20 protein-coding genes are annotated in these 22,457 nt (G+C 39.3%); 9 read left to right on the top strand and 11 right to left on the bottom strand.

Annotation, left to right across the window (positions count from 1 at the left end; all coding sequences use genetic code 11):
- Positions 1-6: 6 nt before the first annotated feature.
- The 4 genes from H6G06_RS09600 to H6G06_RS09585 form a co-directional block, all read right to left on the bottom strand.
- Positions 7-1,959: a P-loop NTPase fold protein gene (locus tag H6G06_RS09600; protein ID WP_190559450.1), complete on the bottom strand. Its 1,953-nt coding sequence runs from the start codon at positions 1,957-1,959 to the stop codon at positions 7-9.
- A 47-nt stretch (positions 1,960-2,006) separates the two neighbouring features.
- Positions 2,007-2,678, bottom strand: coding sequence for a hypothetical protein (locus H6G06_RS09595; RefSeq protein ID WP_190559448.1), 672 nt, complete (start codon positions 2,676-2,678; stop codon positions 2,007-2,009).
- A gap of 440 nt (positions 2,679-3,118) precedes the next feature.
- Entirely contained in the window at positions 3,119-4,249 is a 1,131-nt protein-coding gene (locus H6G06_RS09590) for an aldo/keto reductase (protein WP_190559447.1), read from the bottom strand.
- Positions 4,250-4,401: 152 nt separating this feature from the next.
- Entirely contained in the window at positions 4,402-4,899 is a 498-nt protein-coding gene (locus H6G06_RS09585; protein ID WP_190559445.1) for a bifunctional nuclease family protein, read from the bottom strand.
- A gap of 369 nt (positions 4,900-5,268) precedes the next feature.
- Between H6G06_RS09585 and H6G06_RS09580 the strand changes: the two genes are divergently transcribed.
- A complete protein-coding gene (locus H6G06_RS09580) occupies positions 5,269-5,925 on the top strand; it encodes a riboflavin synthase (RefSeq protein ID WP_190559443.1) in 657 nt (218 codons plus the stop codon).
- Between the two features lie 228 nt (positions 5,926-6,153).
- Here H6G06_RS09580 and H6G06_RS09575 read toward each other — a convergent pair whose 3' ends face one another.
- The gene (locus tag H6G06_RS09575; RefSeq protein ID WP_190559441.1) at positions 6,154-7,827 is read right to left on the bottom strand and encodes a M23 family metallopeptidase; all 1,674 of its coding nucleotides are present in this window, start codon (positions 7,825-7,827) and stop codon (positions 6,154-6,156) included.
- 206 nt (positions 7,828-8,033) lie between these two features.
- A complete protein-coding gene (locus H6G06_RS09570) occupies positions 8,034-8,843 on the bottom strand; it encodes a biotin--[acetyl-CoA-carboxylase] ligase (protein ID WP_190559439.1) in 810 nt (269 codons plus the stop codon).
- A gap of 77 nt (positions 8,844-8,920) precedes the next feature.
- Between H6G06_RS09570 and pgeF the strand changes: the two genes are divergently transcribed.
- The gene (gene pgeF, locus H6G06_RS09565) at positions 8,921-9,697 is read left to right on the top strand and encodes a peptidoglycan editing factor PgeF (protein WP_190559437.1); all 777 of its coding nucleotides are present in this window, start codon (positions 8,921-8,923) and stop codon (positions 9,695-9,697) included.
- Positions 9,698-10,021: 324 nt separating this feature from the next.
- Positions 10,022-11,875: a c-type heme family protein gene (locus tag H6G06_RS09560; RefSeq protein WP_242039647.1), complete on the top strand. Its 1,854-nt coding sequence runs from the start codon at positions 10,022-10,024 to the stop codon at positions 11,873-11,875.
- Between the two features lie 19 nt (positions 11,876-11,894).
- On the opposite strand, the gene H6G06_RS09555 is transcribed toward H6G06_RS09560, so the two are convergent.
- The 3 genes from H6G06_RS09555 to csaB all read right to left on the bottom strand — a co-directional run bounded on the left by H6G06_RS09555 (position 11,895) and on the right by csaB (position 13,983).
- Positions 11,895-12,473: a Uma2 family endonuclease gene (locus H6G06_RS09555; protein WP_190559435.1), complete on the bottom strand. Its 579-nt coding sequence runs from the start codon at positions 12,471-12,473 to the stop codon at positions 11,895-11,897.
- 248 nt (positions 12,474-12,721) lie between these two features.
- Positions 12,722-12,850: a hypothetical protein gene (locus H6G06_RS27790; RefSeq protein ID WP_277875185.1), complete on the bottom strand. Its 129-nt coding sequence runs from the start codon at positions 12,848-12,850 to the stop codon at positions 12,722-12,724.
- 86 nt (positions 12,851-12,936) lie between these two features.
- Positions 12,937-13,983 carry a polysaccharide pyruvyl transferase CsaB gene (csaB, locus tag H6G06_RS09550; RefSeq protein ID WP_190559433.1) on the bottom strand — a complete coding sequence of 349 codons (1,047 nt, stop codon included), beginning with the start codon at positions 13,981-13,983 and terminating at the stop codon, positions 12,937-12,939.
- A 33-nt stretch (positions 13,984-14,016) separates the two neighbouring features.
- Here csaB and H6G06_RS09545 point away from each other — a divergent pair, with 33 nt between their 5' ends.
- The 3 genes from H6G06_RS09545 to hisA all read left to right on the top strand — a co-directional run bounded on the left by H6G06_RS09545 (position 14,017) and on the right by hisA (position 15,526).
- Complete coding sequence (locus H6G06_RS09545) at positions 14,017-14,352, top strand: DUF2499 domain-containing protein (protein ID WP_190559431.1); 336 nt, start codon at positions 14,017-14,019, stop codon at positions 14,350-14,352.
- A complete protein-coding gene (locus tag H6G06_RS09540) occupies positions 14,349-14,660 on the top strand; it encodes a DUF3593 domain-containing protein (RefSeq protein ID WP_190559429.1) in 312 nt (103 codons plus the stop codon). Before H6G06_RS09545 ends, H6G06_RS09540 begins: the two co-directional genes overlap by 4 nt.
- A 92-nt stretch (positions 14,661-14,752) precedes the next feature.
- Positions 14,753-15,526 carry a 1-(5-phosphoribosyl)-5-[(5-phosphoribosylamino)methylideneamino]imidazole-4-carboxamide isomerase gene (gene hisA, locus H6G06_RS09535; RefSeq protein ID WP_190559427.1) on the top strand — a complete coding sequence of 258 codons (774 nt, stop codon included), beginning with the start codon at positions 14,753-14,755 and terminating at the stop codon, positions 15,524-15,526.
- Between the two features lie 321 nt (positions 15,527-15,847).
- On the opposite strand, the gene H6G06_RS09530 is transcribed toward hisA, so the two are convergent.
- Both H6G06_RS09530 and H6G06_RS09525 read right to left on the bottom strand, forming a co-directional pair.
- Positions 15,848-16,951, bottom strand: coding sequence for a coiled-coil domain-containing protein (locus H6G06_RS09530; RefSeq protein ID WP_190559425.1), 1,104 nt, complete (start codon positions 16,949-16,951; stop codon positions 15,848-15,850).
- 327 nt (positions 16,952-17,278) lie between these two features.
- Entirely contained in the window at positions 17,279-18,262 is a 984-nt protein-coding gene (locus tag H6G06_RS09525; RefSeq protein WP_190559423.1) for a coiled-coil domain-containing protein, read from the bottom strand.
- Positions 18,263-18,862: 600 nt separating this feature from the next.
- Here H6G06_RS09525 and H6G06_RS09520 point away from each other — a divergent pair.
- Genes H6G06_RS09520 through phoU form a run of 3 tightly spaced genes read left to right on the top strand, consistent with a single transcriptional unit; the run spans position 18,863 to position 21,739 of the window.
- Positions 18,863-19,615 (top strand): winged helix-turn-helix domain-containing protein, encoded by a 753-nt coding sequence (locus tag H6G06_RS09520; RefSeq protein WP_190559421.1) that lies wholly within the window; start codon positions 18,863-18,865, stop codon positions 19,613-19,615.
- 53 nt (positions 19,616-19,668) lie between these two features.
- Positions 19,669-21,045 (top strand): sensor histidine kinase, encoded by a 1,377-nt coding sequence (locus tag H6G06_RS09515; protein WP_190559419.1) that lies wholly within the window; start codon positions 19,669-19,671, stop codon positions 21,043-21,045.
- A 28-nt stretch (positions 21,046-21,073) separates the two neighbouring features.
- Positions 21,074-21,739: a phosphate signaling complex protein PhoU gene (gene phoU / locus H6G06_RS09510; protein WP_190559417.1), complete on the top strand. Its 666-nt coding sequence runs from the start codon at positions 21,074-21,076 to the stop codon at positions 21,737-21,739.
- The last annotated feature ends 718 nt before the right edge of the window (positions 21,740-22,457 follow it).

Genomic DNA, 22,457 nt, shown 5'->3' with positions numbered 1-22,457 from the left:
AATTCATTAACCAAATAAATCACTTAAATCATCGGTATCTTCTGTTTCATCTATAGTTGAAGAAGAGGTGAGAAATTCATCTATAATATCTTCATCATCAATATCAGGCATATTACCAGATGGATCACTTAAAATTTCTCTCAGTAACAGATTATCAAAGGTAATATTATGCTTAGAGATAATATCAAAAATCTGTTCTTCTGTTAATTGATAATTTTGTCGCTTTTGATAAATGGCTAATATAGCTATGAGCGGACGAATTTGATCTTCTATTAAGTCTACATTTTCGCCTCCTTTTTGTGAGATCAGTTCATTTAGCAACCTATATGCTTCTGAATTTTTCTTCATTTGTTCAATTTTCGATTTAGACCGGACTAAACAACCGCGAGTAAGGTCATATTTTTGGTAGTCTATTAACCATTTTAATCCTGCCGTTAATTTAACTTGAGAAGACTGTATTACCGCAACACCAATTTTTACGTCTTCTCCTTTATCATTACCAATGATTTTGAAATTTATATAATGTTTTATATGGTATGCTCTGGGTCTGACATCGTTTGTAACTTCTTCAATAGTTACTCCTTCTAATGTTTGACCTTTTAAAGTATTAAAACCAAAATATAGAGCTTCAGTAATTAAATCACTATCCTCTAGATAATCTCCAATGTTTGCTTCACTTTCTCTTTTGAATGCTAGTTCAAACCTCTCAAACGGATCTGAAGGAAGTGGATCTAGCTCAACAACCTTAAAGTTATCTGCACACCATCGTAAAGCTTCCCTAACACTGGGTTTATTTACCTTCCCATATTCTCTTAATTGATTTTCTTCAAATGGGTAGAGTGGATGAGGTGGAATTAAATCTTTCGGCTTGTAATACTCTTGTAGCCAAACGGTTACTAATTCTACCATAGAATCCCCACTAACATATTTTAAGTCTATTGGTTTGCGTTGTGTAAATTTTGAAATTCTATCGGGTGTACCACCAGGAAGAGAATTTACTTTATCTCTCCATGTTTCTGGTAACATTACTGTCAGAATAACCACACCTTGGCTCAGGTCTGAGTTTTCAAGAGTGTCATGGAGGATTTTAACAAAATTAGCAATTACACTTTCTGTTGGCAACCCATCTTCAGTAGAGTTATTTCTTACATCTATTTCATCAAAACAAATAACAATTGAGTTGTAGTAACTAACTAGATTCAAAATTTGCTGAATATTCTTGAGTGCTTCAGCTTCTCTATCTTGATTAGTTTTTGTAGGATTAGGTAATCCCAATTCATCAGCATTCAACTGAGCTAACTCTTCACCAGATAGCCACTTTATTGCAAACGGAGATTGTGTTTCTGATAGAGTCCATAAAATAGCCCGAATAATGTAAGGATCTGCATCAGTTTTATTTTTAATCACCTGTTTTTGCAGAGCATTCATGAGATTTTTATTTTTAGTCAAACTGCTTTTATAAGCTTGGTCAAATTTTTTGAATAACTCTGCTGGAGAAGTAGCATTTTCTCTGCCTTCGTTTGCCATAGCTGCGGCTACTTCTTGCCATTGTATTACTTGTTGGCTACCAGTTTTACTGAGACTATCTGCTAAAGTTTGCTGGAATTGGTACTTAACTAAATTTAAGTCTGTATAGTTATTAGCACTGGCATAGACAAATAAAGCACCTCCCTGTTTTTCCAGTTCATGACGAATGCGACTCAAAAGATGGGTTTTACCAACTCCCTGTTGTGCAGTAATAGCAATTGAAGTTACTTTATCTTGACTAGATTTACTTTTGCGAACAAATTCAATGGCTTGAAAAACTTTATTAGAAGCATGGGCGTTTAATGTTGGTACATCGGGGACTCCTTTTCCCCAAACATCCTGTTCTTTAACAATTCCAGCGTTAGTAAATGGATTGTGACTATTAATGGCGGCGTTAACAGCTTCTATGGGAGAAAAAGGGGTATTTGTCATGGTAAGTTCTCAGGTGCAAGGAACGAAAAAGTTTGTAGACAATGTGATTAAATCAAGCGTTTAGCATAAGAACGTAATTGTGTACCTGGTATAGAAATTGAATCTTCGCGTTTATCAGCGGTAAAGTCTGGTATTTCTCCTGTCATTAGTTGCAAAATGTCATCTGCTTGCAGTTCTACTAGCCATTTATTGAATTTTTCACGGCTAACTCGTTCACCGATTTCTCTTCTAATGCGATAAATAGGTACTAAATCATCTAGGTTGTAATCGTTATTCAACTTGTCATAAACATCCAACGCGACAGACTTAAACTCCTCATAGGAACCAATAACCCCACCCTTAACCCCACCACCAGACACAACCGGCGCACTCACTGCAACATCAATTCGACCTATCCACCGCAACAACGCATTAGCAGCCCAAGTACCAACAATAGTCCCCTCAAATTTAAACTCACTACTACGCAAACCCGCACCCAACACCTCTAAACCTATAGGTGACATGAGAGAGTAACCAGTCCGAGAAACATTAACCGCCCCCTGCATTTGCAAATCCTCTAAAATCTCCTTATAGTCGGCCATCTTCTGACCCTTAGCCACGATGCGCTTAGTCAGCAAACCTTTTTTTACTTCCTGCTGACTTGCTCCCAAATCCCACAACGCAAGCAACAAGCGAGTTTTAGCGTAACCCGCCTGTAATTCCTTTGTTTTTGAACTCATGATGATGTGTGTTAAATAACTAAGATAATTATAATAATGATTGTAATTTTTATGTCATTACAATCAAAAAATTGTTTATTTTCGAGATATTGCTTATAAATAGCTCAAAATATCTACACAAAAAGCAATAGAGAATTTACGTAACTTATAAAATCACTAGTTACCTAACACCAAATATAAAATATAAAAGAGTCAGGGAATAAATTCCCTGTCTAAAAGCTCAAGTCGGTTAAAACCGACTATTTTTTTGTATTTTTTGTTGTATTTATTAAATTTATATGCTCGAATAAATTTCCATAACTTTGGAATTTCTATTTTATAAGAGTGCGTTTTAACGCACTTTAGCTATGAGACAGGGAATTTATTCCCTGGTGGGTTTGGAAGCTAACTTATTTTTTATCTTGTAAATATATTATCACTTAATCTTAGAAGTCGGGGATCTAACTCCACAACCTTCTCCCAGCTTTCCCAGCTAATCTTTCATGGGTATCTGCTAACAAAGCTGGAATATTTAAATTTTCAGGACATTTAGGCAAACAATCACCGCATTCTGTACAACGATTTCCCTTCATTCCTGGAAACCAATGACCAGCATTTTCAAACATCCCATAACGATATTTGCCATAATCATTCATATCATAAGCAACTGCTAAATTTCTTAACCTTAAAACTTCAGGAATATTGATATTTTCAGGACAAGGTAAACAAGCATAACATTGACTACATTTATCAGTTACTAAAACCTGATTTTGCTGATTTTCTAATCTTTCAAAAACAGTAATTTCATCTGTTGTCAACTCACCCACATCATCAGCAACTTCTAAAGGTGCAATTAATTCTTCTGGAGTTGCAGCACCTACACTTAAAGTTGTAATCCGATTATCGCTCAACAAAAATCTATAATTTAATGCTAAAGGTGTAAATGGTTGACAAAGTTCTTTTAAAGTTGTCGGTGGTGTATAAAGCCTTCCTCCCTTATCAGCAGGAGAAATAATAAACACACCCATATCTTTTTCAGTTGCTGCTTGAATAGCTGAAGCGTTACGTTGGAAAAAATAATAATAATGGAGATTAACAAATTCAAAAAAATCTGTATTTATTGCAGCCAAAATAATCTCTAAAGACCCGTGAGTAGAAAAACCGACGTGTCTCACCATGCCATTATTTACCGCTTCATCTACAGCTTGCATACAGCCGTTTTTAGCTTCTACCCATTCCAGATGTTGCTGAGTATTTAAACCATGAATACCCAAACAATCGATATAATCTAAATTTAAACGTTTTAAAGATTCATCAATATGCCGACGCATGGTGTCAGCATCAGCACAGGGGGGAATTTTGGTAGTGATATATAACTGATTTCGTGGTACAGACAACCCACCTTTTATCGCTGTACCAAAATACTCCTCACTTTTACCATAACCCCTAGCGGTTTCTATGTGATTAATGCCTAAAGATAAAGCTTGTTCAATAGTTTTATTGGCAATTTCCGCGTTAGCTAAATAACGCATTGTCCCCAAAGAAAAAACCGAAAGGTGTAAATTTGTTTTACCAAACCGACGATATTTCATAATAGGTAATTAGTCATGAGTAATAGGTAATGGGTAATGGGTAATTGGTGATTGGTGATTAGTGGTTAGTGATTGGTAGAAGATTATTCTCCCCTGCTCCCCTGCTCCCCTGCTTCCCACTTCCCAGTCCCCAGTCCCCAGTCACCTATTACTTAACTATCACCATTACCAAATCGCTTAATTAAATCTTCAGGACGAAGATTAGAAACAAATTCCCGGAAGGCTTCTTGTTCAGCTTCATCAGCATCACGATCAACCGGAATAGAAGCATCAGCTACTACTTCTTCCATCACCCAGATAGGTGCATTTGTACGTAGAGCAATAGCGATCGCATCACTAGGACGGGCATCAATTTCTTTTTTTACTTCGCCTTGCTGAACAATCAAAGCTGCGTAAAATGTATCCTTTTGCAAAGAATGAATAATCACCTTTTCTAAGGTCATATTCCATGCTTCCAAAATATTCACCATCAGGTCATGAGTTAAAGGTCTAGGAGGTTTTTGATGCTCCATAGCACCCATAATCGCCCTAGCCTGATCCTGACCTATATAAATTGGCAAAGCCCGACGATCTGAACTATCTTTCAGGAGTACAATCGGGCTGCGGGTTATGGCATCTAGTGCTATACCAGCGACTCTCATTTCAATCATTGGCTAACCCTCTAAAATCCTTTAATTGCTTGAGTGCTATGTGGCAAATAATACCCTTGATTGGGTTTTTTGGGACAGAAGTAAACATAGAGCTTTTCTTCTTTATAATGGCTTCTATTAAACTGCTACATAAAACCCAGGTAATCTGGACTTTATTTCTTGCTGCAATGACTTACGCCAAGCTATGCTCTCCCAAAATAATCATCGTCTTACCCAAGTATGCCTTGAGATTGATGTTAATGTGTGAAATTTGATCAACCAAAAAAAACTCCAGAAATTATCTTTAAAGGTTTTACATTTTGGGTCGTAATTATCAGTTGATTTCAGCCAAAATTAAGCAATAAATAGAGTTAGTTTGGCAAAAAAACCATGTTTACAGGATTAATTCAAGGATTAGGTAAAATCAAACCCTTATCAAAGGATTCTTGGCAGATTTCTTTTGTTAGCCACTCAGATGCCATTATGCAGGATTTAGCTTATGGCGACAGTGTAGCAGTAGATGGCGTATGTCTAACAGTCGAAGAGATTTTAAAAGACGGCTTTATTGCCACCGCTTCACCAGAAACCCTGCTTCGTACCACCTTAAGTAGAGAAGAAACTCAAGCCAGATATGTCAACCTAGAAACGTCGCTGCGAGTGGGTGGTAAAGTAGGAGGTCATTTTGTCATGGGTCATGTAGACGGGATGGGAGAATTAATTGCAGCCCAACAAACAGCGACCTCTTGGGAAATGACATTTGCTGCACCCGATGCGATCGCTCGTTATATCGTCCCCAAAGGTAGCATCGCCATCAATGGTATTAGCCTCACCGTAGCCACATATCAACCCGAACACTCCCAGTTTACAGTCGCAGTCATTCCCCTCACATACTCGGAAACAAACCTGAGTCATTTAGTCCCTGGTAGCTGGGTAAATCTAGAAGCAGATATCCTGGGTAAATACGTTGAAAAATTCCTCTCTCCCGGAAAAAACCATCATCAGGAGGATATTTCACCCGCATTCTTAGTAGAACACGGGTATTTATAGGGATTGGGGATTGGGGACTGGGGACTGGGGACTGGTGACTGGGGACTGGGGATTGGGGATTGGGGATTGGGAACAGAACAGATAGAAAATTATTCTTCCCTTCTCCCCTGCTCCTCTGCTCCTCTGCTCCTCTGCTCCCCTGCTCCCCTGCTCCCCTGCTCCCTGGTCACTGAGCGTAGCCGAAGTGCTGCTCCTCTGCTCTCTTAACTGTCACCTGTCCCCAGTCCCCTACCTTGCCTGTGCTGTACGATTGCTGTACAACAAGTTATTGAGTCCAGCTTGGAGTTTTACACCAGGGTCAACAGCAACCCAGCCGTTTGCGGTTAGGTGGCGGACTTCAAAGTGCAGGTGAGGACCAGTAGAATTACCAGTGCTACCAACGCGGCCGATTACAGTTCCTGGTTCTACCAACTGACCGGGACGCACCAGGATTTCTGACATATGAGCGTAAAGAGTTTGTTGGGCAGAACTGTGATTAACGGTGACAGTTAAACCATAACCACCCATCCAATCAGCGGTTTCCACTTGACCTTTAGCCGCTGCTAAAATTGGTGTGCCTGTGGGTGCGCCAATATCTGTACCTGCGTGGAAACGGCGATCGCCAGTAATAGGATGTATCCGCCAACCAAACAAAGAAGTAACTGGTGCAGCAAAAGACACGGGAAAAGCTACTCCAGAAGCACCACCACGGTAAGCAAAGGCATTACTATAAGGAACTTGTGGTAAAACCGATGCCAGGGCGAAATCATAGGAGACGTTGCTAGGACGAGGTTCCACATTACCTTCTGCCATAGGAGCAGGTAAAGACCCAAAACTGGGGGCTATGGGTGTAGCACTGACTGTTGTAGTCGAGGAAAACTCGCTGGGCTGAGGAATAAACCGATTAGGGTGATAGGCGGTTTTTGTATGACCGCCAGTGCGAGTTTCGGGAGTACGCCAACTCTGATTATTATTGACAGCAGCAGCAACAGTCCTAACTACACTCTGGGGTTCTAGGCTGGACTTGGTGGCTACTTGTGGTGCGGTTGGCGCTTTTTCTAAACTAGCGGTTTCACTTTTTTTGATCCAACTAGGTGCTGATTTTTTGGGTGAATCAGCTACACGGGGAGTATCAGTTGCTTTTTTACCACAAGCACCAGCAGCAATTTCTTTTTTCGAGAAAACAGCTTCACAACCGCTAGAGCGTTCTGTGACAACTACAGAACTGGGTGCTTCATAGTTGCCAGTTGCAGTCCCGTTGTATTCGGTGGGATCAATGTAGGTGTTATTGTAATCTTTAGTTTTTCTAGCGGTTGCACTGCCAGCAGCGTTAGAGTTATTTGCTGGTTGAGCCACTTCTGCGGGTTTTTCAGGTGCTGAGTCAGCAGTAGTCTCTGGTTTTTCAGCCTGCGATCTTTCCACTTTCGGTTGAGAAGTTCTCACACGTACTTCCGGTTGAGAAGTTTCCACTTTCGGTTGAGAAGTTCTCACACGTACTTCCGGTTGAGAATTTTCTACTTTCGGTGTCGAAGTTTTGATGATAACAACAGGTTGAGAATTTTCTACTTTCGGTTTAGACTGTCTAACCGGTTCTGCTGTTTGGGAAATTTCTTCCCGATTAAGTTTTTTTCTGAGTCTGGCTCTCCGTTCAGTAAAATCTGGCTGTGATGGTGCTGCTTCTGGGGCGGCACTTTCTTTTTTTCCTGTATCTGCAACTGCTGCCGGCTGGGAACTTTCAATAGTGGGAACAATGTTATCTACTGTTGATTCCGTTTGAGCAAACACGAAGCCACCACTCAGGAGGCTAACACTGCTCAACCAACCAAGGCTTTGGGCTGGTAATGTAGACGCAAAGCGTCTTTTTGTTAAACCTTGAGTCCGCTTATTTAAACGGTCATGGGCAGATTTATGGGGCTGCGTCATTTTTGCTCTCAGTTGTGTGTAATAAGTTTCAAGAGATGATGTCAAAATTTAGATTTGTGCTACTAACAAGCAGCGGGATATGTGGTTTGCTTCTGGAGTAGAAGTAAGGAACTACCTCAATCCAAAATCCAAAATCCAAAATCTAAAATTGGCTCGGTCAATGGTTTGTCTTGCCCAAAGAGCGAAATTTTCAACAAACCTAAAATTTAAACAGAAGATTTACAGTAACCCAAACTGATTGTACCGGGTTCGACAGAAATTTCTGCTATCGGTTCTTTCCTATCATATCCAGCTATTTTTAAGCGGAGATTTCCTTGGGTTGTCACCCCAACTACAGTGCCTAAAAGATTGTTTACATACACCTGATCACCCATATTTATAAGTAAATCAAGATAGCGAGACAATAGTATGCTTATTCCTTCGGTGTTAAGACACTTGAGACCGGATTGTATTCCCAGTAAAACGGCGGCAGTGAGCATTTCTAGTCCAGAAATCGGTTGAGAATTCTGGGTAGCTTGCCACGATTTCAGGTTGATGCCAGTTTCTGGTACTGGGTTAGACCAGTTGATACCAACACCAATCACTGCTTGGGTAATGTGACCTTTATGGACTTTGGTTTCCGTTAAAATGCCGCCTAGTTTGCGACCATCTAATACTAAATCATTAGGCCATTTTATTCCCACTGGTACGCCACAGTTTTGTAATTGTGACGCAATGCCCCAAGCACTAGCCAAGGTTAGTTGATAACTATTGGTAACATCTAGTTTAGGAGCGATCGCCACCGAAAGATATAGACCACCAGTAGGAGATACCCATTGTCTTCCCCATTGTCCCCTGCCTGCGGTTTGTTGGGTAGCAATAACTACACATCCTGGTTTGCCTCCTTGGGTGATTAAGTCCCACACCATTTGATTAGTTGACGGGAGACTGTCGAAAATGTGCAGAGAAAATGGCAAATGTGGATGCTTACGCCCTAAGTGTAAGGAATTTTCTAAAAGTTGCCGATCAAATTCCACAGTTATTCCCCTAAATCCCGTTGTTCAAGTTAGCATTGATTGGCGGTTTTGTATTTTTTGTTTAGGTTTGGTTGAAGATGCACACTTGGCACTGGCACAATTGGGAAGGTCTACCTTACCTGACTTGTAATCTTTTAGCACCTTGGCCCCATGGTTTTTTTACCCAGCAGTTTTGGCCGCGTCCACCACAGGAGTTAACAAAGGTGCTACAACCAGAGGCTGCTGCTTATCGTTTAAAACAGGTTCATGGTAATACTGTTTTGACTCCCCAAGAGGTAGATCAACATTTAAACGACAGTGATGATGAGTTGGCTTTGGCAGATGGTTTAATCAGTGAGCTACCTTTACAGGCCGTGTGGGTGGCTTCTGCTGATTGTACACCTGTGCTGATTGGGGATGTAAAAATTGGACAGGTAGGGGCTTTACACGCAGGTTGGCGAGGCACAGCAGCGAAGATTGTCCCCCAGGCCATTAATAAAATGCAATCCCAAGGTAGCAAATTACAGGATTTGCGAATTGCCATGGGTCCGGCGATCGCCGGCGAAGTTTACCAAGTTTCCGTGGAAGTGGCTGCGGAAATCGGAAGCACTATTGTACCACATAATGAACCAGAAAAAATAGTTGCTGCTTTACACGATTTGCCTGATTCACCTTTATTACCTGATCCAGAACCAGGAAAGGTGCGTTTAGATGTGCGTCGAATTAATGCTTTGCAGTTGGAGCAATTGGGGATTAGTGTAGAACAAATTGCGATCGCTCCCTACTGTACCTATCAAACTCCAGATCATTTCTTTTCTTATCGACGGGAAAAGGAGAAAAAGGTGCAATGGTCAGGAATTGTTAGTTTATCTTAATCTCCTGTTAGTAGTGACATGATGTGTGATATGTTACCGTTGTATTAAGAATACCATTTAGTATTTCTATTTGATGGGCAAACATTTTAGTAGGGTGGGCAATGCCCACCTGAAAAATTGTTGATCTTTGATCAAACAGAATACAGGAGTCAGAATTGAGAATGAAATTTGTAAGACTGGCGGATGTATAAGTGGGTTTAATACACCCACCAAATCATAGATTTGGTGGTCTTTCATTAGTGGTAGATCTGAAGCCCCCACTAAAATTCTGACTCCTTTTTAAATAAAAATTGTGGATAGATATATTAATTTTTTTAGAAAAAAATGCGGTACAAAAAATCTGAAGATATGCCTACTCAGGTATTTACACCTCTTGTCAAATCTCAGCCCAAAATTTCTATTAAATTTAAGTTCACAATAGCAGTAATTATATCATTAATAATAATTATGGGACTTGGGGTATGGAATTTAAGTATAATCCAAGCAAAAGCCTTTGAACAAGAAGCCCGTACCCGCAGTGAATTAGTTTTGAATTTTGGACAAGCCAGCCGAAATTATGTGATTAAACAATTAGCTCCAGCAGTAGAAAAGCATACAAAAGAAATGATTTTTGAAGCTAAATCTAATGCTTTTGCTACCCGAAGTATTTTTGAAATTTTTAATGAACAATTACCTGAATATATTTATAAACAGCCAGCATTAAATCCCATGAATTCTGCTAATAAAGCAGATGATTTGGAGAAAGAAATTATCGCATATTTTCAGAAAAATCAAAATCGAAATCAAAATAAAATTCTTCCAGAAAAAACAGGATACAAGAAAAATCAGAATACAGAATTATTTTATGTAGCACAACCCATCACCATGGAAACTAGTTGTTTACAATGTCATGGTAGACCTGAAGATGCACCTCAAGCAATTAGAGATAAATATGGTACAACCAACGGTTTTAATTGGACAGTTGGGGATATTATCAGTGCATTGATGATTTATGTACCTACTAAAGATTTACGCGCAAATCAAGCTTCGATGATTCAGGCTGTTTTATTTACATTTATAGGTATAACAATTGTACTTATAACTCTTATATATTTATTATTTGACAAGTTAGTAGCAAAGAGAATTTATCAAGTTTCTCAGGCTATGAATCAAGCTGCATTAAATCCTGGAGTTACAGTCAGGATTAATGATAAGGGTAGGGATGAGCTAGGAAGAATGGCGAAAATATTTAATATAATGGCTGATTCTCTTGACGATGCTTACGCCAATTTAGAACATAAAGTAGCAGCTAGAACCGCAGAACTAGAAAAGACATTACAAGAGTTACAAATTACCCAAACACAATTAATTCAAAATGAAAAAATGTCTAGTTTAGGACAGCTTGTAGCGGGTATTGCCCATGAAATTAATAATCCCCTGAGCTTTATTTCTGGGAATATCAATCATGCAGAGATGTATAGCAAAGATTTATTGAGATTAATAGAACTTTTTCGGCAAACCTATCCTCAGCCAGATTCTCCTGTTCAAGAATATATTCAAAAAATTGAGTTGGACTTTGTAGCTGAAGATTTACCAAAGTTATTAAGTTCAATGAAAATAGGGAGCGAACGCATTAATCAAATAGTGCTAAATTTACGTAATTTCTCCCGTCTAGACCAAGCTGAAATGAAGTCTGTTAATCTTCATGAAGGAATCGAAAGCACTTTAGTAATTTTGCAGCATCGTTTAAAAGCAAACTCAGATCATCCAGAAATTGTAGTGATCAAAGAGTATACTAATTTACCCCTAGTTGAATGCAATCCGGGACAACTTAATCAAGTATTTATGAATTTGCTCAGTAATGCTATAGATGCTCTTGTCTCTCACTGGGAAAATCATATCATCAAGGATGGAACAGAAGCAAATTTTACTCCTCAAATTTTGATTAAAACCGAAATGGCAAATTCTGAATCTGTAAAAATATATGTTTCCGATAATGGCTCTGGCATACCTGAGAAGGTAAGCTCACAAATATTCAATCCTTTCTTCACCACAAAACCCATTGGGAAAGGCACAGGTTTGGGACTATCTATTAGTTATAAAATTATCGTCGAAAGACATCAAGGATCAATTTCATGCGAATCAGAATTAGGCAAGGGGACAACATTTTGTATTCAGATTCCTGTGAGACAGGCTTGATAATGAATAAAACATTCATTTATCCCCAAACTATTTGCAAGTTTAAAACAAACCCTGGTAAAACATCTTCTCCTGATAGTTCTTGGGGAAATTCTAATACTTCCACAGATTTACCAAGACGATAAATTTCAACTTGACGCATTTTCCGATTAATTAACCAACCTAATTTAACTCCATTATTTATATACTCCTGCATTTTTGCTTGGGTGTCTTGTAAACTATCACTTGGTGACATTAACTCTAAAACAAAATCTGGAGCAATTGGTGAAAACTTTTCCTGCTCTTCCGGTGTCAGTGCATCCCATCTTTCTTTTTTTATCCAAGCTACATCAGGAGAACGGTTTGCACCATTAGGAAGTTTAAAACAGGTAGAAGAATCGAAACAAACTCCTAGTTTAGTTTGACGATTCCAGAACACAAAATCTGCTGAAATTTCAACATTGCGTTTTCCCGTCCCTCCTCCTGTGGGTGACATTATCAGTATTTCTCCTTTTGAGTTGCGTTCAAATTTGACATCAGGGTTTTCCCGACACAATTGATAAAATTGATTGTCGGTAAGTTGGATAATTGGGTTTAAGTTGACGGTGATAGCTGTCATAGTAATCTCCTTGCAGATGATATCAACTTTAATTTAAATTATCAGATAAGTTGTAAGTTTTGTGTTCACAACTGAAGTTACTTAGACAACCCCGATTTGATTTCTAACATAACCCAATCCAGCATCAAACCTAAATAATATTTTGCAATTAGATCTGTCTAAAGCTTCTTCAATATCTGGATTATCGAAATCTTTAGAATTTCTATTAATAAAGCAGCGTTGCTGTTCAAGTGATCTACTTAAATGCTTTACAATGGAAGCATAAAAATAGCATCTTGGCGTGTAAAATTAAGCTCAGATTGATGTTTATTTTTAGCTTCTACTAAAAGTTGCAAATTTTTATCTTTTCCATGTACGGCAATGTCTGCATAATACATTTATATCACCTCATAACTAGGGAATGTCTCACCAATCTTTACCTATTTTTTAGGATCAATTTTTATATTATCCAACCTTTTACTTTTCACTTTAACGCTTCCTGCAACAATTCCCGATGCAAAAAAGCCCCATTTACCAAAGATTGGATTTTCTCAGATGATAAAGCATTACCTTTTTGATAAAAATCAAACCACGTTTTACTAACTAAATCTACATCATTTGGTATATTTGCTAAATCCCATCCAGGTATAGATAAATCTTCCATTAAACGGTTGATTTTCGGATCATAACTTAAAGCAAAACAACGACAACCTTCACTAGCTGCCATAATCAAACTATGTAACCTCATACCAATTACCATATCTACACCACGAAACGCACCTTTTAAAAGTTGTGGTTCTTCTAAACAGAAAATTTGACTATTATCTTTTAATTGCAGTTGAATTCTTTCGGCAATTCCTAAATCTTCACTTTTTTGAAATGGTAAGATTAAAATGAATGCTTGGGTTTGTGTCTGCAAATTCACCAAAGCATCAATTAAATTGATTAACCGAGTTTCTGTTAGTTGGGGATGATTTCTTAAAGTAACTGCAATTCTGGGTTTTGGTAAATCTGCTAATTCTGCTACTGGCTTTGATGCTAACGCCCAAACCGGATCAGGTGCAAGGATATGAGGTATACCCCAATCTGATAATAAAGCAGAACTATTGCGATCGCGCACACTAACTTTAATACAACCAGCAAAATTCCGTTTTGCTAACCAACGAGTTTGAGGACGCAACAAAGGACCAATACCCTGTCCCCAAGCCACTGTTTTCAAACCCATAACTTGAGCTAAAGCCATCAATCCCCCATAATAAAAAGGGCTAATGGTACTGGTCACATCCTGGATTAAACTTCCACCACCCCAAATGAAAGCATCACAGGAACGCAAAGCCTTAATTACCTGTAAAACAGCCATGCGGTTGTAACTTTCCACACCATAATGCCAACTCGTTTCTTCAGGATTTCCAGAAAGCACCACAGGAGTGACATCAGGTGGTAACATTTGCAGAAGTGTGGCTAACAAAGCTTCATCACCACCATTACCCTTACCGTAATACCCAGACAATAACGCCCGCATCTTCACCATTTTAGATTTTGAATTTTGAATTTTGAATTAATTATGCACGCTCTTTCAATTCCCACCTGGATAATTCATGTTTCTAGCGTCATTGAATGGATAGCCGCCATTTGGTTAATCTGGAGATACGGTGAACTGACAAAAAACCCCAGTTGGTGGGGATTATCCTTTGCTATGTTACCAGCTTTAATCAGTGCAATGTGTGCTTGCACCTGGCATTATTTCGACAACGCCGAATCTCTAGAATGGTTAGTCACTCTACAAGCTACCATGACATTAGTGGGTAATTTTACCCTCTGGGCAGCGGCCGTGTGGATTTGGCGTTCTACCAAGTCTGCAACCACTGTTGAGGCAAAAACTATCAAATCAGAGCAATGATCTCAAAAGAAACCCTATTTGCCCTTTCTCTATTTCCCTATTTGGGTTTCTTGTGGTTTATCAGCCGCAGTCCGCAAATGCCACGTTTAGCCCTATATGGATTTTACGGCACTTTAGTATTTGTCGGCGTTACTATTCCCGCTGGTATTTATGCCAAAGTTGCTTATGGAGAAGCTTTAGCCAATATAGATTGGTTACATGGCGGTGCAGAAGTCTTTTTAACCCTTTCCAACATTTTACTGGTCTTGGGTTTTCGCCAAGCAGTGAAAAATTTAGGGAGTAGGGAACAGGGAACAGGTGACAGGTAAGAGAGCAGGGGAGCAGGGGAGGTTAATAACCCAATTACCAATTACCAATTACCAATTACCAATTACCAATTACCAATTACCAATTACCAATTATGGAAGTAATACCAGCAATTGATTTACTAGAAGGTCGCTGTGTGCGACTTTATAAAGGAGACTATGCACAATCGCAAGTATACAGCGAAAACCCCGTTGAAGTTGCGAAAATGTGGGTAGACCAAGGCGCAACGAGATTGCATTTGGTTGATTTAGACGGGGCTAAAGCAGGTAAGATCATAAACTTATCAGCTATTGAAGCTATTAGTAATGCTGTTTCAGTACCAATTGAAGTCGGTGGGGGATTGCGCGATCGCTCCAGTGTGCAACAATTATTTAATCTCGGCGTAAATTGGGCAATTCTGGGAACCGTCGCTGTCGAACAACCCCAGCTAGTCCAAGAACTCTGTCAAGAATTTCCCCAACAGATTATCATCGGCATAGATGCCCGTAATGGTTTAGTTGCTACACGTGGTTGGTTAGAAACCTCAGAAGTTTTAGCTACCCAACTCGCTACCCAAATGCAAGAATTAGGTGCAGCAGCCATTATTTACACAGATATTAACCGCGATGGTACACTAGAAGGTCCAAATTTAGACGCATTAAGAGAACTTGCTGCGGCAATTTCCATCCCTGTCATCGCTTCTGGTGGTGTTAGTTCTGTCACCGATTTGTTAAGTTTATTAGGCTTAGAACCTCAAGGCGTAACAGGTGTAATTGTTGGTAAAGCCTTGTATACTGGGGATATTCTGCTTAAAGAAGCATTGCGTGCAATCGGCCCAGGACGAATTCAAGATATTCCACCCAACCTAGATTTTTCTAGCTTCGCTTGAACATTTCAGATTTCGGGAATAATTTATATTACTTTTGTAGATGGAATTATGATCGAAGTTCAAGGTAAATTCTGATGTCTAACCAAAACGCAAGTTCCAAGCTAAAGCTTAATCTACAACAGATATACACAAAAGCTAAAAGACCTCAGCCCCCAAAGGGACTAGGAAAACCGAAGACAGAATAAACGGAGTCAGGAGTCAGAAAAATAAGTAGGGGTAATTCATGAATTACCCCTACGCGAGAATAAGGCTTTCAGTCGTATCTTGTGTAAGTCCTAATAATAAATTTTACCTCTGCTCCCATACACCCCAGGCTCCTTATTATTTATTTTTTACCTGACTTTTAGCCTGTTCTAAAGCTATTTCTTTAATAGCTTGATAGGAATTCACATTTGCAGTTCCTTCAATTGCTTTAACAGCCAAATCTTGAACTTGTTTGAGTGCAGATTCTAATTGTTTAGAGAGGTTTTGCAGTCGTGTTTCCTGATTAGTAATTGTCAATTCTAGAGATTGCAATCTTTGTTCATAAAAACGCTTTTGTCCTTCCACTTCTTTAGCATTTAAATCTGCTTTTACCTTAGCCTGATAACTAGCGATACCTTTACCTTCTTCAGTGGCTTTTTTAATTGCTGCTTCTTTCTCTTTCGGGAAAGCTTCTACCTTAGTTTTCAATTCTTCAAATTGTTTTTCTCGCTCAGAAATTGCTTTTTCTCTTTCAGTCCACTGTTTTTCAGTTTCTTGTTGCAGTTCTTCCAATTCTTTATATAATAACTTCTCCTGTTGTGCATATTCATCACTGGCTAATTTACGCTGAAGTTCTAAATCATATTTATACTCTGTTGCATCTCTTTGTCTAGTTCTGTTAAGATTATCATTGCGTTCTTTAATTGTGCGTTGATGTTCTTCCTGTTCTTTTGCCCAAGCATTCCTCAGTTCTAATATTTCTTGCGATAAGACTTCATGGCGTTCGTTATACTCTTGCTGATAAGCTTTAGCATTATCATCATAAGATTGAATTAGAGTATCTAAAATATCTTCAGAGATTTCTAAGTTATGCAGTTGGGCTAATTGTTGAATTTCATTGGTTACACATTCCCCAATTTCTGCCAACTTAGAGGCTTTTGTACTTAGCTGTTCTGATAATTCATTAGCTGCACTACCAAAGCCTAGCTGAATTTTAGCCAAGCTTTCAATGGTATTATTCATTTTTTGCTGAATACTTGGAGACTGAATTGTAGGCTGACTCATAGCTATCGTAGGTTCTGGTTTAGGTTCTGCTTTGGGCTTTTCTTTCGATACAGATGGAGTTTCTTTTTGCGCTTGTTCAAGTGCTGATTTTAGTGCGGCTTGTTCTTTAGCTAACTCTTCATAAGCTTGGAGAATTTCGGCTTTAGTGCTTTTTTCAGTTGGTTTTTTAGCTGGCATTATTAACCTCTAATAAATTCAAAATTGAAAATATTTAAGCAACAATTGATCGTACAATTACGGGTTCAGGAGAATTGTCAAATCAGGAAATAACAGATTTGAGATCCTATAAAAAATATTAAGCATGATACTCAAAGTCTTATGTCTTATAGCATTTCTCAAGCTAGTGAGGTACAGAGTTTTTTATTCTTAGGGAACGGGCAACTCTTAACAGGGAACAGTAAATAAATTAGGGTGTACCTCATGAGACTGAGAAAAACTATATGTATTCTGTATCCTTACAAGTTATTTAATGTTATTTTAAAGTAGGCATCATGAAAGCCCTACTTATTTAGCATTGGCACTATCAAAAGCTCTCATTGCTAAGTCTTGCGCTTGCTTGAGTGCAGTTTGCAATTGAGCAGAGATACCTTCAATTTGCTCAATTTGTTTCTGAATCGTTTCTTCTAGAGATTGGATTTTAGCTTCATAACTTTGTTTGGTAGATTCCCATTCTTTATCAAACAAATCAGCCTCGACTTTGGCTTTTTGGCTGGTTTCTTTAATAGCATCTTCTCTGGCTTTTTTCACAACTTCTTCCAGTTCGGTTGGAAATGCAGCTACTTTCTGCTGATATTCAGTAAATAATGGTTGACGTTCAGTAATAATTTTTTCTCGTTCTGTCCAATCTTTATTTTTTTGTTGGGTGTTTTCTTGTATTTCTAGTTCTAACTTGCGTTTTCTCGCCTGATAAGCATCTGTATTCAGTTTGCGTGTAGTTTCTAATTTATATTGATATTCTTCCTCTTGCTGTTGACGTTCTTTAGCTAACAATTCATTGTAAGTTTGCAGTCTTTCTTCAAAGTCCACCTGTTCCTTTTGCCATTCTTTGCGTCTTTGAGCAGTTTCTTTTTCTAATGCTTCTCGTGTATTCGCTATATCTTGTTCTAAAATTCTCAATTTTTCTTGATGTTCTTGAGTAAAAAAATCTAGGGTATCTGCTACAATTCTAATTTGCTGTAGTTCTTGCAGACGTTGGGTTTCAATTTCTATCGCTTGATTTAGTTCATCTAATTTAGAGTTCTCTTTAGCTAATTTATCTGACAGTGCATTAACAATACTACCAAATTCTAATTGTAAATCAGCTAAACCTTTAACAATACTATCAACCGTATAGGTAGAAGCAGCAGACAGAATTTCTTGGTTTTTAGCTTTTTCTGCTTCCTCTTGTTTAGTTGCTATTTTCGATTCTAGTATTTTCCTTTCCGCACGAATTGTTTGAAATGCTTGCACTAGTTGTTGTTTACTGTCTTTAATTGCACCTGTGGTCATATTTCAACTCCCTGAATAGTTAATGATTAAAGGGGTAAAAAGTCATGTCCTATACCCTATGCAGATATAATGTTAGCCTTTAAAGCAGCGTTTCTAGCATAGTAGAAATACTGAAAAAAGGTTATACGAGCTTTGTCAAGACTCAGGCATAGTATTTTTGTACTAAGATTTTACTCAACTCCTTTGTGATTGTCAAGACAAAATTTTACAAAGAAGGCAGGAGGCAGAGGCCTGTCTTGCTGGAGGGAAGAAGTATGAATTAAAACTTTAGTTCTGGGTCTAAAGCCCAGTTTAAAAGAGGAATTGTATCGAGACGCATAGCGCCAGATACAAAGCGTCCTTGCTTCAATCCCACGTTTTCTCTCCCTCCGTGGGTTCCTCCTGCCTCCTGCCTCTTATCTCCTGCCTCTTGAATGATTCAGGATAATTATCCAAAGATACGGAAAATACTTGTCCACTGGTGGAAAATGTGATTTATAATATACTCGATTTGTTATATTCAATACAATTAGCCCAAAATAGATTCGCTGAAATCAATGTGGATGATGGGCAGTTAAGGATTTATCAATACAAGTACAATCTCAAAATCTTGTGCTATCAATGTATACCACTGAATTAACTAAATATTCTGCTAAAGCGGATATGGGACAAACTAGCCGCATCCTAATAGTAGAAGATGAAGAACTGATCCGGGAAATGCTATCTGTGGCTTTGGAAGAAGAAGGTTATGAGGTCATAACTGCTACTGAGGGCCGAGCAGCTGTAGAATATCTCAAAAATTGCGAATCCAATTCAGGGGCATCGTCTTTTGATTTAGTAGTCTTAGATTTGATGCTACCGCAAATTAATGGACTGGATATTTGCCGTTTGTTGCGTCATCAAGGCAACTCAGTACCTATTTTAATGCTCAGTGCTAAAGGTAGTGAAACTGACAGAGTGCTGGGTTTAGAAGTAGGAGCAGATGACTACCTGACTAAACCATTCAGTATGCGGGAAATGGTTGCTAGATGCCGCGCTTTACTCCGTCGTCAACGTTTAAGCCATTTGCCATTGCTCCCCGTACTTAAGTATAAAGAGATTAGTTTGAATCCTCAAGAGTGCCGGGTGTTGGTGCGAGGAAAAGAGGTAAATTTATCACCGAAAGAATTCCGCTTGCTGGAACTATTTATGAGTTATGCCCGTCGGGTGTGGTCACGGGAGCAATTGTTAGATCAAGTCTGGGGTCCAGATTTTGTTGGTGATAGCAAAACCGTAGATGTTCATATCCGCTGGTTACGGGAAAAGTTAGAGCAAGATCCCAGCCATCCAGAGTATATTGTGACTGTGAGAGGTTTTGGCTATAGATTTGGTTAACTGGTGCATATAGTTGTTAGTTTTGAGTAATTACATAGCAACTAACTACTCAAATGTTCTTATTGGGATTTCTTCTGGGTTTGGCGGTCGGCCTTGGTTTTTGGCTTTGGCAACAGGTTCAACTCAACGGCTATCTGGAGCGAGTACTCCAACCTTTAAGCTCCCATTCTTATAAAATAGCATTACCTCTGCTGCCACGCTTACGGCAGGAAATGTCTATGGTGAAGCAGCAGCAGCAAGATTTGCATCTATCATTGCAAACCTACAAGGAACTGCTTGATTCTGCACCGTTGGGATATTTGCAAGTAGACGAGGAAAATCAACTATTATGGTGCAATCAGCAGGCGAGGGAAATGTTGCATCTGCAAAGGTGGCAACCAGAGCAGGTGCGCTTATTGTTAGAGTTAGTAAGGTCTTATGAACTTGATCAGTTAATTGAGCAAACTCGTGATTGGCAAAAGCCCCTAGTGCGAGAATGGATTTTCCACCCTTCCCGTGACAATGCTAAAGCGATGTTGGAGTTAAAGCCTTTGGCTTTAGAGGCTACCAGTTTGCCTTTACCAGCAGGACAAGTTGGTGTATTCTTGGAAAATCGCCAACCATTGCTAGATATGAATCAGGAGCGCGATCGCTCTTTTTCTGATCTCGCTCATGAACTGAGAACACCCCTAACTTCCATTCGTCTGGTAGCAGAAACTTTACAAAACCGCTTAGATCCACCCCTAGATCGTTGGGTTAAGCGTTTGATGCAGGAAGTTGATCGGCTGATTAATTTGGTGCAAAGCTGGTTAGAACTGACGCAAATGGAAACTAACTCCACCATGCAGTTACATCCAGAAGCGGTGGAAGTGCGATCGCTGATTGCATCAGTGTGGGAAACACTAGAACCATTAGCACAGCATCAACATCTGAATATTTCTTATTCTGGTCCAGAAAGCATCTGCATCCAAGCTGATAAATCCCGAATTTACCAAGTATTTGTCAATTTACTAGATAACTGTATTAAATACAGCCTTCCTCATACTAGTATCCACATAGAAGTTAACCTGATCTCTGTCAGTGGTTTTGTTACAGGCGATTCCTACGGATCGCCGAGTGCAAGGCACACACTCCGCGAAGGCGATCGCCAATCTCAACTATTGGAAATTAATATTATTGATTCTGGTCTTGGTTTTGCACCTATCGACTTACCCCATGTCTTTGAGCGATTTTACCGGGGAGACAAAGCCAGACACCATGAGCCACGTTCTGACAGTAGTCAAACAACAGCAATTACTGGTAGTGGTTTGGGTTTATCCATTGTGCGCCAGATAATTATAGCCCACAAAGGAGCAATCAAGGCTATGAACCATCCCGAAACTGGTGGCGCTTGGATACAAATTCACCTCCCTGAGGTCATTGCAAACCCGCTAAGTGAAGACTATAGTTGAATATATATTAAAATTTGAGATTAGAATTGTGAAAGCTGTTGTTAATATTACCAATTCTGGACAGCCCCAGCCTATACGCGCCATCAGGCGTTTAGAGCGCGATGTACTTCGTATGGGAGCTTTGGTAGAACAATCCTTCCGTCTCAGCCACCAAGCGTTATTTGCCCGCGATTTAACAGCAGCTGAGGAACTTCCCCGGTTAGACAAGAAAATTGATCGCTTTTATAGACAGATAGAATCTGATTGTACATCCATAATCACATTGCAAGCATCTACGGCTCAAGATTTACGCTGTTTGAGTGCTTTTATGCAGCTAGTACGAGATTTAGAACGTATTGGAGATTACGCCAAGGATTTAGCGGAAATTGCCATTAAAATATTTCCTTACCCACCTCATCCTTCTTTACCAGATATTGCGCTGATGTCTCACAATGCCCAAGCAATGTTAGCAACTAGCTTAGTAGCTTTGGCTGATTTAGATGAAGTCAGTGGTCGCCGTATCAAATTATTAGATGATGCTGTAGATAATGCTTATGATAATTTATATCAGATTTTAGCACACCAGCGAGATGTTCCAGGGGTTGTTGAGCCAATTCTGCTCTTAACATTAGCGATTCGATGTTTAGAACGAATGGCAGACCACGCTACTAATATTGGTCAGCGAGTAGCATATATTGTCACAGGCCAAAGGTAGTATCAGTTATCGTTTGTAGCGGTTTTAGGAATGCGCTTTACCCTTACTTATCATCTGTCACTATTCCCTGTTAAGCGTTATCTACATTTCACCTATTTCCGCTAGGAGACACTGAAGCCCATCAGGTTCAGTGTCTCGTTTTTGCAAACAAGTCTTTAGACATCTGGTGGTAATTAAATGTGCGTGGTTTGAAACCCTTGTAGAGACGTTCCGGCGGAACGTCTCTACCATATTTCCGGAGAGGTCTTTTGTATTGTCAACTCATATGATGTCCGGCTAATCACCCTTAATATTTCATTGCGAGTGAAACGACACAATCTAAAGGTTTTTGGGATTGCTTCCCTATGGTCGCAATGACAGTTATTTGAACAGACATGATATCAGCACAGAAAGAAAAGTTTTTGGCGAATATAATATGGCTGATGCCTCCGGCACGCTACCGCGAACGCCACGCTGGCGCGAACACTACTACACAAACTAAGTCCACCTACCTCCGTGGACTAATGAAAAATAAAGGTTTTGAACCCACGCAGGTGGGTTTTGTCTGTGTAGGCGCGATTTCTAATCGCTCACAGTAGTATGAATTTAGACTTTTCAAACACCCTCTTAGCGAAGCGTCAGTATAGATAAGTAAGTGGGCGTTAAAAATTGTCGTTATGACAAGGGAACAGGGAACGGGGAACGGGGAAGAGGGTTTTGGTGAATTTACTTTTTGTTA

Source organism: Anabaena sphaerica FACHB-251 (assembly GCF_014696825.1).
Classification (GTDB): Bacteria; Cyanobacteriota; Cyanobacteriia; order Cyanobacteriales; family Nostocaceae; genus RDYJ01.
The sequence above is the reverse complement of the archived record's forward strand: the minus strand, read 5'-3'. Positions and strand labels throughout refer to the sequence as shown.